The 12,361-nt window shown below is 70.2% G+C and carries 14 protein-coding genes, 3 tRNA genes and 1 rRNA gene; 2 read left to right on the top strand and 16 right to left on the bottom strand.

What is annotated here, in order from left to right; genetic code table 11:
* Positions 1-94 precede the first annotated feature (94 nt).
* Together QCD68_RS10835 and QCD68_RS10830 are read left to right on the top strand one after the other, a co-directional pair.
* Complete coding sequence (locus QCD68_RS10835; RefSeq protein WP_290156968.1) at positions 95-1,162, top strand: FUSC family protein; 1,068 nt, start codon at positions 95-97, stop codon at positions 1,160-1,162.
* A 28-nt stretch (positions 1,163-1,190) separates the two neighbouring features.
* Positions 1,191-1,613 carry a GNAT family N-acetyltransferase gene (locus QCD68_RS10830; RefSeq protein WP_301223018.1) on the top strand — a complete coding sequence of 141 codons (423 nt, stop codon included), beginning with the start codon at positions 1,191-1,193 and terminating at the stop codon, positions 1,611-1,613.
* 69 nt (positions 1,614-1,682) lie between these two features.
* Here QCD68_RS10830 and QCD68_RS10825 read toward each other — a convergent pair whose 3' ends face one another.
* From QCD68_RS10825 to rrf, 16 genes are all read right to left on the bottom strand, one after another.
* Complete coding sequence (locus QCD68_RS10825) at positions 1,683-2,285, bottom strand: histidine phosphatase family protein (protein WP_290156969.1); 603 nt, start codon at positions 2,283-2,285, stop codon at positions 1,683-1,685.
* Complete coding sequence (gene crcB / locus QCD68_RS10820) at positions 2,282-2,656, bottom strand: fluoride efflux transporter CrcB (RefSeq protein WP_111075611.1); 375 nt, start codon at positions 2,654-2,656, stop codon at positions 2,282-2,284. Before crcB ends, QCD68_RS10825 begins: the two co-directional genes overlap by 4 nt.
* Positions 2,653-3,096: a fluoride efflux transporter FluC gene (locus tag QCD68_RS10815; RefSeq protein WP_301223017.1), complete on the bottom strand. Its 444-nt coding sequence runs from the start codon at positions 3,094-3,096 to the stop codon at positions 2,653-2,655. The genes crcB and QCD68_RS10815 overlap by 4 nt, the downstream gene beginning before the upstream one ends.
* A gap of 77 nt (positions 3,097-3,173) precedes the next feature.
* A tRNA-Glu gene (locus tag QCD68_RS10810) sits at positions 3,174-3,249 on the bottom strand.
* A 33-nt stretch (positions 3,250-3,282) separates the two neighbouring features.
* Positions 3,283-3,358: transfer RNA gene (locus QCD68_RS10805), tRNA-Glu, on the bottom strand.
* A gap of 104 nt (positions 3,359-3,462) precedes the next feature.
* Positions 3,463-4,095: an MBL fold metallo-hydrolase gene (locus QCD68_RS10800; RefSeq protein WP_301223016.1), complete on the bottom strand. Its 633-nt coding sequence runs from the start codon at positions 4,093-4,095 to the stop codon at positions 3,463-3,465.
* A gap of 36 nt (positions 4,096-4,131) precedes the next feature.
* The gene (locus tag QCD68_RS10795) at positions 4,132-5,139 is read right to left on the bottom strand and encodes a LacI family DNA-binding transcriptional regulator (protein ID WP_301223015.1); all 1,008 of its coding nucleotides are present in this window, start codon (positions 5,137-5,139) and stop codon (positions 4,132-4,134) included.
* A gap of 21 nt (positions 5,140-5,160) precedes the next feature.
* The gene (locus QCD68_RS10790) at positions 5,161-5,424 is read right to left on the bottom strand and encodes a hypothetical protein (protein ID WP_301223014.1); all 264 of its coding nucleotides are present in this window, start codon (positions 5,422-5,424) and stop codon (positions 5,161-5,163) included.
* A gap of 2 nt (positions 5,425-5,426) precedes the next feature.
* A complete protein-coding gene (locus QCD68_RS10785; RefSeq protein WP_111075616.1) occupies positions 5,427-6,329 on the bottom strand; it encodes a carbohydrate ABC transporter permease in 903 nt (300 codons plus the stop codon).
* A complete protein-coding gene (locus QCD68_RS10780) occupies positions 6,326-7,300 on the bottom strand; it encodes a carbohydrate ABC transporter permease (RefSeq protein WP_111075617.1) in 975 nt (324 codons plus the stop codon). The genes QCD68_RS10785 and QCD68_RS10780 overlap by 4 nt, the downstream gene beginning before the upstream one ends.
* 155 nt (positions 7,301-7,455) lie before the next feature.
* Positions 7,456-8,742 carry an ABC transporter substrate-binding protein gene (locus QCD68_RS10775; RefSeq protein WP_111075618.1) on the bottom strand — a complete coding sequence of 429 codons (1,287 nt, stop codon included), beginning with the start codon at positions 8,740-8,742 and terminating at the stop codon, positions 7,456-7,458.
* A 197-nt stretch (positions 8,743-8,939) separates the two neighbouring features.
* On the bottom strand, positions 8,940-9,230 hold the full coding sequence (locus QCD68_RS10770; RefSeq protein WP_301223013.1) for a zinc ribbon domain-containing protein: 291 nt from the start codon (positions 9,228-9,230) through the stop codon (positions 8,940-8,942).
* A gap of 169 nt (positions 9,231-9,399) precedes the next feature.
* Positions 9,400-9,471 (bottom strand) — tRNA-Gln (locus QCD68_RS10765).
* 43 nt (positions 9,472-9,514) lie between these two features.
* Entirely contained in the window at positions 9,515-10,438 is a 924-nt protein-coding gene (locus QCD68_RS10760) for an NAD(P)/FAD-dependent oxidoreductase (RefSeq protein WP_301223012.1), read from the bottom strand.
* Positions 10,439-10,443: 5 nt separating this feature from the next.
* Positions 10,444-11,931, bottom strand: coding sequence for a glutamate--tRNA ligase (gltX, locus tag QCD68_RS10755; RefSeq protein WP_301223011.1), 1,488 nt, complete (start codon positions 11,929-11,931; stop codon positions 10,444-10,446).
* A 147-nt stretch (positions 11,932-12,078) separates the two neighbouring features.
* Positions 12,079-12,195, bottom strand: a 5S ribosomal RNA gene (rrf, locus tag QCD68_RS10750).
* Positions 12,196-12,361: the final 166 nt, after the last annotated feature.

Here is a 12,361-nt window from a genome sequence, read left to right as displayed (position 1 = left end):
CACTCTAGCAGCTTGGTATACCAATCGCGGGACGACAGCCGGGAGGCCCGCCACGAGTCGACGACACCCGTCGCGGTGAGAGGATGGCCAGGACATGACGACCGCTCCGCACTCGACCCGCACGACCAACCTCGAGGGCGCAGCGCGCGCCGCGATCGCGGGCGGTGTCCCGCTCGCGCTGCTCGTCGGACTCGGGATGCCGCAGTACGCCGCCTTCGCGCTGTTCGCCGGCTTCACCGCGATCTTCGGCGCGACCGAGCCGTACCGGCAGCGTGCGGTGACCACCGGGGTCGCCGGGTCCCTGCAGGTCGCGTGCATGGCCGCGGGCATCGCGGTGTCGCTGCTCGGGTCGCCGCTGTGGCTGCAGGGAACCGGCCTCGTCGTGGTGCTGGTCGTCGCGGTCGCCACGCTCAGCGCCCTCCGGACGATCCCCGCCCAACCGATCTTCCCGGTGTTCGCGTTCGTCGTCTCGGCCCTCGTGCCGGTGCACACCGGCGACCTGCCGCTCGTCGCCACGGTCATCCTCGGCTCGGTCGCCTGGGCGTGGCTCGTCGCGATGTCCGGCGCGGGCTTCCGCCGGGTCCTGCACCCGCACGTCCCGCACCGGTTCCGTCCGCTCGCGGCCCGGAAGCACCGGTCGCTGGCGGTCCTCCGGACCTCGGCGCTCTGGGAGACCATCGGCCTCAACGTCGTCGGCGCGCTCGCGGCCGGGGCGGTCGCCGAGTCCCTGCCGGGTCTCGGTCACCCGTACTGGGCCGTGATCGCCGTCGTGTCGACGCTGCCGGCGCTCCGGCAGCGACACACGGTCTCGCGCGCCGTCCAGCGCGTCGTCGGCACCGTCGGCGGGACGGTCGTCGCGGTCGGGATCCTGCTGCTCGAACCCTCGGCGTGGTGGATCGTCGTCATCGCCGTCGTCGGGCAGTTCATGGCCGAGGTCTTCGTCGCGCGGAACTACGCCGTCTGCCTGCTGTTCCTCACGCCGCTGGCCCTGGCGGTGTCGTGGCTGAGCCTGCCGGAGGCCCCGGGGCTCCTGGCGCTCGACCGGATCGTGCAGACGCTGCTCGGCGCCGTCGTCAGCGTGGCGCTCCTGGCGGTCGGACGCGTCGTCGAACGGCGCCGCGGTCGGGCACTGGGGGCGACCAGCAGCATCCGCACGGTGTGACCGCGGCTGCTTCGGGCAGGCTGGGGGCATGGACAACGCCGACTACACGCTGATGCCGACCGCCCCGCCGCTCGAGGACTACCTGCGGCTGCGGCGCGACTCCGGGCTGACCCCGGTGACGGCCGAGCAGGGTGCGCCGGCGATCGCGGGTGCCTGGTCGGCCTGCCACGTCGTCGACGCCGACGGCACACCCGTCGCGATGGGCCGCGTGATCGGCGACGGCGGCTGGTACTTCCACGTCGTCGACGTCGCCACCGACCCGGCGCGCCAGCGGCAGGGCCTCGGCCGCGCGGTGGTCGAGTGGCTCGTGGCGGACATCCGCGACCGGGCTCCCGAGGGGCCCTACGTGTCGCTCATCGGGGACCCGCCGGGGCAGCGCCTGTACCGCTCGCTCGGGTTCGAGGACGTCGCCCCGAGCCTCGGCATGGGGATCGTGCTCAGCGCCGGCTGACCCGGGGACGCCGGGCCGGACGACGGCGGGCGGCGGGGATCGTCACCGCCGCCCGTACCGTTCGTCCGATCAGGACGGGGTGATGTTCCAGGCGTCGATCACCGGTCGGCCGTGCTCGTACCCGAGCGTGCTGACCGTCGCCGTACCGAGCTTCAGCACCGCGCCGTCCTGCGGCGCGAGACGGATCCAGGCGGCGCCGAGGGCACGGAGCACATGGCCGTGCGCGACGAAGATCGCGTCCTGGCCCTCGGCGAGGACGGGACGCGCGCGGTTGATGACCCGCTCGACCCGGACCCGGACCTCGGCGGCGTTCTCGCCGGGCGTGTCACCGGCGGGGACACCGTCGGTCCAGAGGTCCCACGGGCCGTGCCGCTGGACCTTGATCTGCGGCGTCGTCAGGCCCTCGTACGCGCCGTAGTCCCACTCGTACAGGTCCTCGTCGAGCTCCGGGTCGACGCCGATGATGCGGGCGGTCTCGCGGGCACGGGCGAGGGGGCTCGACAGGGCGAGCGCGAAGTCGCGGTCCGCCAGGTACCGGGCGGCCCGTTCGGCCTGCGCGACGCCGTTCTCCGTCAACGGGATGTCGGTGCGGCCGGTGTGCTGCCCGCTCTTCGACCACTCCGTCTCTCCGTGGCGGACGAGGACGAGTTCGCCGGGGCGTTCCGAGGTCATGTGTTCCTTCCGAGCTGGAGGCCGAGCGCAGCAGCGCCGACCGAGACGACGAGCATCCCGAGGCCGTTCAGGACGGCGAGCCGGGTCTTGCCGGATCGGAGGAGCTGCACGGTCTCGACGCTCGCCGTCGAGAACGTCGTGTACCCACCCATCATGCCCGTCCCGAGCACGGCGACCATCGGGGCGGCCAGTGTGCCCGCCTCCCCCAGACCCGTGACGAACCCGAGGACGAGCGATCCGGACACGTTGATCAGCAGCGTGCCGAGGGGGAACCGGGTCACCCGTGCCTTGACGACGCCGTCCAGGACGAACCGGAGCGCGGCCCCGACCCCGCCACCGACGGCGACGACCACCAGCACGAGGGCGGTCACCGCGCTGCCCGCTCCGTCAGCGCACCGGCCACCGCGAGTCCGGCGACCACGGCGAGGAGCCCGAGCACGACCGACAGCAGTGCGTACCCGCTACCGGCAGCCCACCGACCACCGTCGAGCAGCCGTGCGGTGTCGTCGGCCAGGGTGCTGTACGTCGTGAAGCCGCCGAGCACGCCGGTCCCGACGAACAGCCGGAGCGACCGACGTCGGCCGACGTCCGGACCCCGTCGCGCGAGGGTGTCGAGCAGCAGACCGAGGCAGAACGCACCGACGACGTTGATCGCGAGGATGCTCCAGCTGATCCCGTCGACGGCCGGGAACGCCTGGGCGAGGAGTGCCCGGACGGCGGTGCCGATCGCGCCGCCGAGCGCCACGAGTGCGATCAGCGACCAGCGGGTGTGTGGCGGTCCGTCCTGCTGTGGTCGTCCGGTCGAGTCCATACCGACATCTTCCTGCACCCGTTCGCGCCGGAACGACGAAGTCCCTCGCCCGGGGACCGGACGAGGGACTGCATGCGTGGTGACCCCAGCGGGATTCGAACCCGCGTTACCGCCGTGAGAGGGCAGCGTACTAGGCCGCTATACGATGGGGCCGCGGCGATGTGTCGGTTCGGAGTGTGTCACTCGTGGTGACCCCAGCGGGATTCGAACCCGCGTTACCGCCGTGAGAGGGCGGCGTACTAGGCCACTGTACGATGGGGCCGTTCCGACAACTCGACAAGTATTGCACAGGGTGTGATCGAGCGCCAAAACGGCCGTGCCCACGCCGGTGTGTCGCCGGTCTCAGCGGTGTCTCCCGGCCGGTCCTCAGACCGTGAGCGACTCCCCCGGCTCGAGCACGACGACCTGACCGGCGGGCTCGACGACCTGCCGGATCCGGTCGGTGTGCCCGGCGAACCCGATGTCGGACAGCGTGGCCTCGTGGATCGGGACCGCCCGGCGTGGGGCGACGGCGGCCAGGTGGTCCATCAGCTCGCCGATCTTGAGCCACGGAGCCCCGACCGGCGTCGCGAACACCTCGACGGGGACGCCCGGGTCGATGTAGGCGTCGCCCGGGTGGAACAGGGTGCCGTTGACGAACACCCCGGTGTTGTCGACGACCGGCACCGACGAGTGGATGAGCTGGTGCCGCGTGCCGTGGAAGGTCAGGGTGAAGGCACCCACGGTCCGGGTGTCCCCGTCCGTCACGACGTCGACGGCGACGGACCCCGCGAGCGCCGAAGCGACCCCGGCCGGTCCGAACACCGGGATGCCGGGGTTCCGCTGCCGGATCCGCGTGAGCTGCTCCGCCGTACCGTGGTCCGGGTGCTCGTGCGTGACGACGACGGCGACGACACCGCCCGTGTCGACCGGCCGGGTGTAGGCCCCGGGGTCGATGACCAAGCGGTCGCCGTCCTGCTCGACGACGAGACAGGCGTGCTCGAGTTTCGTGACCAGCATGCTGGTGACGCTACGCCAGCCGTCACCACGGGGCCCTCACCGGCACGGCGGCGCGGTCGTCCTCCGCACCACGAGCCGCGCGGCGGACGACGCGAGCGGCGCCGGGGACGCACCCTGGGCCTCCAGGACGACGGCCCGCGCGGCCACGCGACCCTGCGCCTCCGGGTCCTGCGCGACGGTCGTCAGACCGAGGACCTCGCCGTACTCGTGCCCGTCGACGCCGGTGACGGAGAGGTCCCGCGGCACGTCGAGCCCGAGCCGGTGCGCGGCGACCACCACGCCGAGCGCCATCTCGTCGGAGGCGCAGACGACCGCGGTCGGTCGCTCGGCAGCCGGCACGTCGAGCAGGGCGGTACCGGCGACGACGCCGCCGGCGAACGAGAACCGGCCGTCGGCGTACCAGGCTGGGCGGATCGCCGCTCCGGCGCGCTCCATGGCCGCGGTGAACCCGTCGCGCCGGCGGTACGGCACGGCCACGCTGAACCCGGCTTCGTCCTGCCCACCGACGTAGGCGACCTCGCGGTGTCCGAGGCCGGTGAGGTGCGTGACCGCCAGGGCCGCGACCTCGTGGTCGTCGACGCCGACGTTCCGCAGGTCGTGCGCCGGACCGCCGATCACGACGGTCGGCAGCTCGCTCACCTGCAGCTCACGTCGCTCGGTCTCGTCGAGGACCAGCGACAGCAGCACGAGCGCGTCGACCCGCTGGCGCAGCATCGTGCGGCGGAAGGCCCGGTGCCGGTCGCCGCCGGGGCCTCCGAGGTTGTAGAGGACCAGGTCGTAGCCGGCGGCACGGAGCTCCGCGTCGACCCCGCCCAGGGCCTTCGTGGTGAACCATCGGTCGATCACCGGCACCACCACCCCGACCGCGCGCTGGCGGCCGGTGGCCAGGCCGGCCGCCGCCGAGCTCGGGACGTACCCGAGTTCGTCGGCGACCCGCCGCACCTGGTCGATGGTCGTGCCCGCCACGGTCGGCAGGCCGCGGAGCGCCCGCGAGACGGTCGCCTTCGACAGCCCCGTCGCGTGCGCGATCTCCTGGATCCCCACGTGCTTCTGCCGGGAGGCCCGTCAGTGGCCGGACACGCGCGTCGCGGCCGGCCCGTGGTCGGCCTGGGCAGCGTCTGCGGTCCGCCGGAGCACCCGGCGTCGCCACCGGTCCAGGAGGACGATCGCCACGACGGCGCCGAGGAGGGTGAGTGCCCACCCGAGCGCCGGTCGCCCGGTCAGCTCGGAGAACACCGTGACGCCGAAGAACAGCAGACCGAAACACCCGACGAAACCGATGGCCTCCTCGATCCGCGACGTCGGTCGGAGGGGCGCGCGCTGGGCCATCGTCAGCCCTTCACACCGCCGGCGGTGAGGCCGGCCACGATGCGTCGCTGGAACACGAGCACCAGGATGACGAGCGGGATCGTGACGATCGTGCCCGCCGCCATCACCGCGGTGTACGGCTCCTGGTGCGGCTGCGACCCGGCGAAGGACGCGATGGCGACCGTCACCGGCTGGGTGGCGTCGCTCGAGAGCTGGGACGAGATGAGGTACTCGTTCCAGGACGAGATGAACGCCAGGATCGCGGTCGTGAACACGGCCGGCGCAGCGAGCGGCAGGATGATCCGACGGAACGCCTGCACCCGGGTGCACCCGTCGATGCGCGCCGCTTCCTCGAGGTCCCACGGCATCTCGCGGAAGAACGACGCGAGCGTGTAGACCGTCAGCGGCAGCACGAACGAGATGCTCGGCAGGATCAGCGCCTGGTAGGTGCCCATCCAGCCGATGTCCGTGAACAGCTGGAACAGCGGCGAGATGAGCGCGACGCCCGGGAACATCGACGCCGCGAGGATCGCACCGGCGATGAGGGACTTGCCGCGGAACTCCAGCCGGGCCAGTGCGTAGGCCGCGGTCGTGCCGACGAGCAGGGCGATGATCGTCACCACGGCCCCGATGAACACGCTGTTGAGCAGTGCTCGTCCGAGGTGGTTGCCGAGGGCCGTCGAGAACGCGGTCGCATAGTTGTCGAGCGTGACGTGCGTGAAGAACGGCGTCGGGTCGAATGTGTACCCGACGTCACGGAACGACGTGACGATCATCCAGTAGAAGGGCAGGAGGCACCACAGGGCGATGACCCCGGCCTGGATGCCGGTGCGGAGCTTCGGCCCGACGTGGCGCTTCACGCGGACGTCGCTGCGCGCGCCAGCGCGTTCGGCGGGGATGTGGAGACGGTCTGCTGCGAGGGTCACTTGAGCTCGCCCTTCTGCTGTGCCGCCTGGGTCTGCACGACGTTCGCGCCGAGGAACCGGACGAAGACGAACGCGACGACGAAGACGACCACGAACGTGATGGTGGAGAGTGCCGAGGCGGAGTTGAAGCCCTGCCGGATCTGGTCGACGACCAGCACGGACAGCGAGACGGTCGCGTTGCCGGACCCACCACCGCCGCCGGTCATGATCGCGATGAGGTCGTAGATCCGGAGCGCGTCGAGCACGCGGAACAGGATGGCGACCATGAGCGCCGGCTTGACGAGCGGCAGCGTGATGTTGACGAAGCGCTGGATCGTCGATGCGCCGTCCATCTTGCCGGCCTCGTACACCTCGTCGGGGATCAGCTGCAGCCCGGCCAGGATGAGCAGCGCCATGAACGGCGTCGTCTTCCAGGTGTCGGCGATGATGATCGCGAACCGCGACGCCCACTCGTCCGAGAACCAGAGGACCTGGTGGCCGATGACGTGGTTGAGCACGCCGTTCGCGTCGAAGATGAAGTACCAGAGCTTCGCGGTGACGGCGGTCGGGATGGCCCACGGGATGAGGATCGCGGCGCGGACGAGGGCGCGGCCCTTGAAGTTGCGGTTCATGATGATGGCCATCCAGAGCCCGATGACGGTCTCGAGTGCCACGGTCACGACCGTGAAGAAGAACGTGTTGCCGAACGCCGTCCAGAACTGGGACCCGAGGTTGCCGGGCGGGCAGGCGGCGTTCCCGCACTGCTGGCCGAGCCAGTGCACGTAGTTCGTGACGCCGGCGAAGCCACCCGCGACGAACAGGCCGGTGGCCTTGTCGAGGCCCTGGTCGAGCTGGAACGACTGGATGACCGCGCTGACGACGGGGTAGCCGATGACGATCGCCAGGAGCACGATCGTCGGGCCGATCAGGTACACGGCCCAGCGGCCGTGGTCCGCGTTGAGCCCGCCCTTGCGGCGCTTCGGCGGCTCCATCCCCTGGGGTTCGGGTATCGCTGCGGGGATCTCGGTTGCTGCTGACACGGACGGCCTCCTTGCCGGTGTCGGGAACGCACAGAGTGGAGTCGGGAGGGACGTGGTCGCGTGACCACGACCCTCCCGTCAGTGGGCGGCGTTCGCCGCCCGCGGTGTCAGTTGCCGCTGCCGTCGGTCGCCGACTTGAGGGCGGCCTGCATGTCCTGCATGGCCGAGTCGACGGACTTCGACCCCTTGAGTGCGGCGTAGGTGTTGTCCTGGATCGCCTTCGTCACGGCCGGGTAGAACGGCGTCACCGGACGCGGTTCGGCCGACTTGATCGACTCGAGGAGCGTCGGGAGGTACGGCAGCTTCGCCGTGAGCTCCTGGTCCGTGTACAGGTCGCCGATGACCGGGGCGAGCGAGCCCTGCGTCGCGAAGAACTTCTGCGTGTCGTTCGAGATGAGGAACTCGAGGAAGTCGTGCGCGGTGGCCTTGTGCTTCGAGTAGACGCTGATCGCGGCGTTGTGGCCGCCCAGGGTGGAGGCACCGACGCCGTCCGCACCCGGGATCGGGGCGATGCCGAAGGTGTCCTTCACCTTGCTGGAGCCGTCCGTCTTCGCGAGGCTGTACACGTACGGCCAGTTGCGGAGGAACAGCAGCTTGCCGTCCTCGAACGCCTGGCGACCCTGCTCCTCCTGGTAGGTGATCGCCTCCTTCGGGATGTTGCCGTCCTGGAAGGCGTCGACGAGCTTCTGCAGCCCGGCCTTCGCGTCGGAGGTGTCCACGTCCGGCTTGCCACTGCCGTTGAGGACCGCGCCCCCGGCACCGTTGATCGCCTCGGAGGCGTTGACCGTCAGCCCCTCGTACTTGGCGAACTGTCCGGCGTAGCAGCCGATGCCGGCGTCCTTCGCGATCGAGCAGTCCTTCATCATCTCGTCCCACGTCGTCGGCGGGGTCTTCACGAGGTCCTTGCGGTAGTAGAGCAGCGCGCCGTCGGAGGTCTGCGGGGCCGCGTAGAGCGTGTCGTTGTAGGTGGCGGTCTTCACCGTCGACGGCAGCAGCTTCGACGTGTCGATCTTCATGTCACCGGTCAGCGGGGTGAGCCAGCTCTTGGCGGCGAACTCCGCGGTCCACACCACGTCGACGTCCACCACGTCGTAGTTGTCGTCCTTGGCCTGGAAGTGCTGCACGAGGTCGTCGTGCTGCTGGTCGGCCTGGTCGGACTGCTCCTTGAAGGTGACCTTCTCATCCGGGTGGGCCTTGTTCCACTTGGCGATCAGCGGGCGGACGACGTTCGAGTTGTCCTTGCCCTGGACGTAGGTGATCGGTCCGCGGCTGTCCTGCCCGCTCTTCGCGTCGTTCGAGGCCGAGCTCCCGCTCGAGCAGCTCGCGAGCAACAGGCCGACGACCGCGATCCCTGCGATCGAGGCCACGCGGCCCTTCGCACGTGTGTTCTTCACAGCGTTGTCTCCTCATCGAGATCACCAGGAGCGTCGCCGGACCGTGCCCGGCGACGCTGCACTGGAGCAGGCGACGCTGCCTGCTGAGCGAGGACGCTACGCCCCGGACGGGGGTCGTGCAACCGGTTGCAGTCGCACCGTGACCGGAGCGTTACAGAGGTGTGCCGGGCGAGCTGCCGCGTGCGGTGTCCCGCGGCTCAGGCGCCGGTCGGAGGCAGTGTCTCCTGCGCCAGGTGCGCCTGCTGGGCCCGCTCGCTGTCGGCGATGAACCGTTCGGCGCCTTCCCGCGGCATGGACGACTGGCCGCCGCAGTAGGCGCACTGCAGCACGTACCGACCGTGCCCGAACGGGAACACCGGCAGGAAGAACAGCGTGAACCACGTCCGCAGGCGGTGCAGGCGCTGCGCAGCGGTGGACCCGCAGAGGGTGCAGGCGAAGAAGAGCACCCCGACGAGGGCGTCACGGGTGCGGCTGCCGAAGATGATCATGGGTCCCCCTGGTCGTGTCGCGCCCCGACGGTGCCCGGGCGTGGTGGCGCACTGTCCGCGCTCGTGCATCGACGATAGCCGGTCGGCCGCCTCGCCCGCCGGAACGACGCCTTCGCCCGGGAACGACGAAAGCCCCCGGTTTCCCGGGGGCTTTCCGTGTGTCCACTTGCTGGGGTACCTGGACTCGAACCAAGAACGACGGTACCAGAAACCGCTGTGTTGCCAATTACACCATACCCCAAAGGCCTTGCGGCCCTGCTCCCCGTTGTCCGGGGCACGATCAACTACTGTACAGCATCCCGGACGTCTTCGAGACCACCGACGAGGTCGCGGTGCACAGCCGCGGCGGTCGAGGCACCGTGACCCGCAGCGACGATGAGCTGCTCCGGTCCGGGCGGTGTGACGTCCCCGACCGCGTACAGCCCGGGCAGGTTCGAGCGACCGAGCCGGTCCACCCGCACGAAGCCCTGGGCGTCGCGGTCGAGGTCCGCGTCGACCCAGTCCAGGTCGGCGTGCCACTCGGGTCGAACGAAAGCGCCGGCCCGCGGCACCACGTCCCCGTCGGCCAACCGGACGCCGGTCATGCCGGTGCGGTCGCCCTCCAGGTCCGCCAGTGGACGCTCGTCGACACGGATGCCCGCAGCGTCGAGACGCGCACGTCCCGCGTCGGACACCGGCGCGACGCCGTTCGTGAAGACGATGAGGTCGTCCGACCACGAGCCGACGAGCAGCGCCCGGTCGACGACGTCGTCGGTCTCGCCGATGAACGCCAGTGGCTGCCCCGCCTTGCCGTACCCGTCACACTCGACACAGCTGTGCACGTCGGTGCCGTAGAACGCCCGGAGCGACGGCAGCGCGGGGAACGACTCACGGAGGCCCGTGGCGATCACCACCGCCCGTGCGGTCGCCGACACCTCGGCACCCCGCCACGTCCCATGCACGTTCCACGCGCCGTCGGCCTGCCACACCCGGTCCACGACGGCCTGGGTGACCGTGGCCTCCGGGTAGCCGGCCACCTCGTCGCGCCCGAGCTTCCGCAGCTCGAGGGGCGAGATGCCGTCGCGTGTGATGAACCCGTGCGAACGCAGGGTCGCGGCGTTCCGGGGTCGGTTCGCATCGAGCAGCAACACCGTGCGCTTCGCCCGCACCAGGTTGAGCGCAGCGCTGAGCCCGGCCGGACCGGCTCCGATGACGACGACGTCGACCACGGACGTCAGCGTGCCGCGAGGGAACGGAGCCGCGCGAGCGTGGACTGCTTGCCGAGGATCTCCATCGACTCGAACAGCGGCGGGCTGATCCGACGACCGGACACCGCGACACGCAGCGGACCGAACGCCACCCGGGGCTTCAGCTCGAGGCCGTCGATGAGCGCCGTCCGCAGGGCCTGCTCGATGGCGGCCGTGGACCAGTCGTCGAGCTGCTCGAGTGCGCTGATGCCGGCCTGGAGGACCGGGGCCGGGTCGCCCTTGAGGGAACCGAGGGCGTCGTCCTCGACCACCAGGTCGTCGTCCGCGGTGAACAGGAAGCCGAGCATGCCCGGCGCCTCGCTGAGCAGCTGCATGCGCTCCTGGACGAGCGGGGCGGCCAGCTCGAGCACGCGCTGCTGCTCCGCCGTCGCCGGGTCGCCGAGGAAGTCGGTCAGGTAGGGCGTGAGACGAGCACGGAAGTCGGCAGGGTCGAGCAGGCGGATGTGGTCACCGTTGATCGACTCGGCCTTCTTGTGGTCGAAGCGCGCCGGGTTCGGGTTCACGTCGGTGACCTCGAAGGCTGCGACCATCTCGTCGATCGAGAACACATCGCGGTCGGCACCGATCGACCACCCGAGCAGGGCGAGGTAGTTGACCAGGCCCTCGGGGACCATGCCGTTCGCGCGGTGGTGGAAGAGGTTCGACTCCGGGTCGCGCTTCGAGAGCTTCTTGTTGCCCTCCCCCATCACGTACGGCAGGTGACCGAACTGCGGGATGAACTGCGCGAGGCCGATCTCGTACAGGGCCTCGTACAGCGCGATCTGACGCGGGGTCGACGACAGCAGGTCCTCGCCACGGAGGACGTGCGTGATCCCCATCAGGGCGTCGTCGAGGGGGTTCGTGAACGTGTACAGCGGCTTGCCGTTCGGACGCACCACCACGAAGTCCGGGAACGAGCCCTGCGGGAAGGTGATCTCACCGCGGACGAGGTCCTGGAAGCTCAGGTCACGGTCCGGCACGCGCAGGCGGAGCGCCGGCGCCCGACCCTGGTCGCGGAACGCCTGACGCTCGGCGTCGGTGAGGTCACGCTCGTGGTTGTCGTAGCCCTGTTTCGGGTCGCGGCCGTTCGCGACGTTGCGGGCTTCCATCTCCTCCGGCGTGACGTACGACTCGTACACGTGGCCGGCAGCCGTCAGCTGCGCGATCGCGTCGGCGTAGACGTCGGCTCGCTCGGACTGTCGGTACGGGCCAAGCGGTCCCCCGACCTCGACGCCCTCGTCCCAGTCCAGCTTCAGCCAGCGCAGTGCCTCGATGATCTGGGCGTACGACTCTTCGCTGTCACGGGCGGCATCGGTGTCCTCGATGCGGAAGACGAGCTTGCCACCGGTGTGCCGGGCATAGGCCCAGTTGAACAGGGCAGTGCGGACGAGGCCGACGTGCGGCGTTCCGGTGGGCGACGGGCAGAACCGGACGCGGACGTCGGAACCGGTGGCAGAAGAGAATGGCGCTGTCATGACGCCCTGATCCTACCGTGGCCGCCCGTTGCGCTGGCGGCCAGCTAGCGCCAGTCCTCCGGAGATGGCTCTGCCGGGGAATGCAGAAAAGCCCCTGACCGGTGGAGCGTGATGCTCCACCCGTCAGGGGCTTTCCATTGAAAAGAAGTCCGGCGGCGTCCTACTCTCCCACAAGGTCCCCCTTGCAGTACCATCGGCGCTGAGAGGCTTAGCTTCCGGGTTCGGAATGTGACCGGGCGTTTCCCTCTCGCTATGACCACCGGAACACCATCGACCATGATCTGGTCTCAGACTGCTCCGCCGTAGCGAATATTCAGTTTGATTCCCGATCGTCTGTCGGGAACCACAAAGTGGACGCGAGCCCTGACCCCGAAGGGTCAGGAAAAAAGTGTGTGTCAAGTCTTCGGCTTATTAGTACCGGTCAGCTCCA

It is taken from the genome of Curtobacterium sp. PsM8, from assembly GCF_030433875.1.
In the GTDB taxonomy this organism is placed as follows: Bacteria; Actinomycetota; Actinomycetes; order Actinomycetales; family Microbacteriaceae; genus Curtobacterium.
The sequence above is the reverse complement of the archived record's forward strand: the minus strand, read 5'-3'. Positions and strand labels throughout refer to the sequence as shown.

Bases quoted from the DNA above. Each gene is read 5' to 3' on its own strand.
- QCD68_RS10800 (WP_301223016.1), bottom strand. From the start codon at position 4,095: ATGCTGGTCACGAAACTCGAGCACGCCTGTCTCGTCGTCGAGCAGGAC.
- QCD68_RS10780 (WP_111075617.1), bottom strand. From the start codon at position 7,300: ATGGAGCCGCCGAAGCGCCGCAAGGGCGGGCTCAACGCGGACCACGGC.
- gltX (WP_301223011.1), bottom strand. From the start codon at position 11,931: ATGACAGCGCCATTCTCTTCTGCCACCGGTTCCGACGTCCGCGTCCGG.
- QCD68_RS10835 (WP_290156968.1), top strand. From the start codon at position 95: ATGACGACCGCTCCGCACTCGACCCGCACGACCAACCTCGAGGGCGCA.
- QCD68_RS10830 (WP_301223018.1), top strand. From the start codon at position 1,191: ATGGACAACGCCGACTACACGCTGATGCCGACCGCCCCGCCGCTCGAG.
- QCD68_RS10770 (WP_301223013.1), bottom strand. From the start codon at position 9,230: ATGATCATCTTCGGCAGCCGCACCCGTGACGCCCTCGTCGGGGTGCTC.
- QCD68_RS10815 (WP_301223017.1), bottom strand. From the start codon at position 3,096: ATGGACTCGACCGGACGACCACAGCAGGACGGACCGCCACACACCCGC.
- QCD68_RS10790 (WP_301223014.1), bottom strand. From the start codon at position 5,424: ATGGCCCAGCGCGCGCCCCTCCGACCGACGTCGCGGATCGAGGAGGCC.
- QCD68_RS10825 (WP_290156969.1), bottom strand. From the start codon at position 2,285: ATGACCTCGGAACGCCCCGGCGAACTCGTCCTCGTCCGCCACGGAGAG.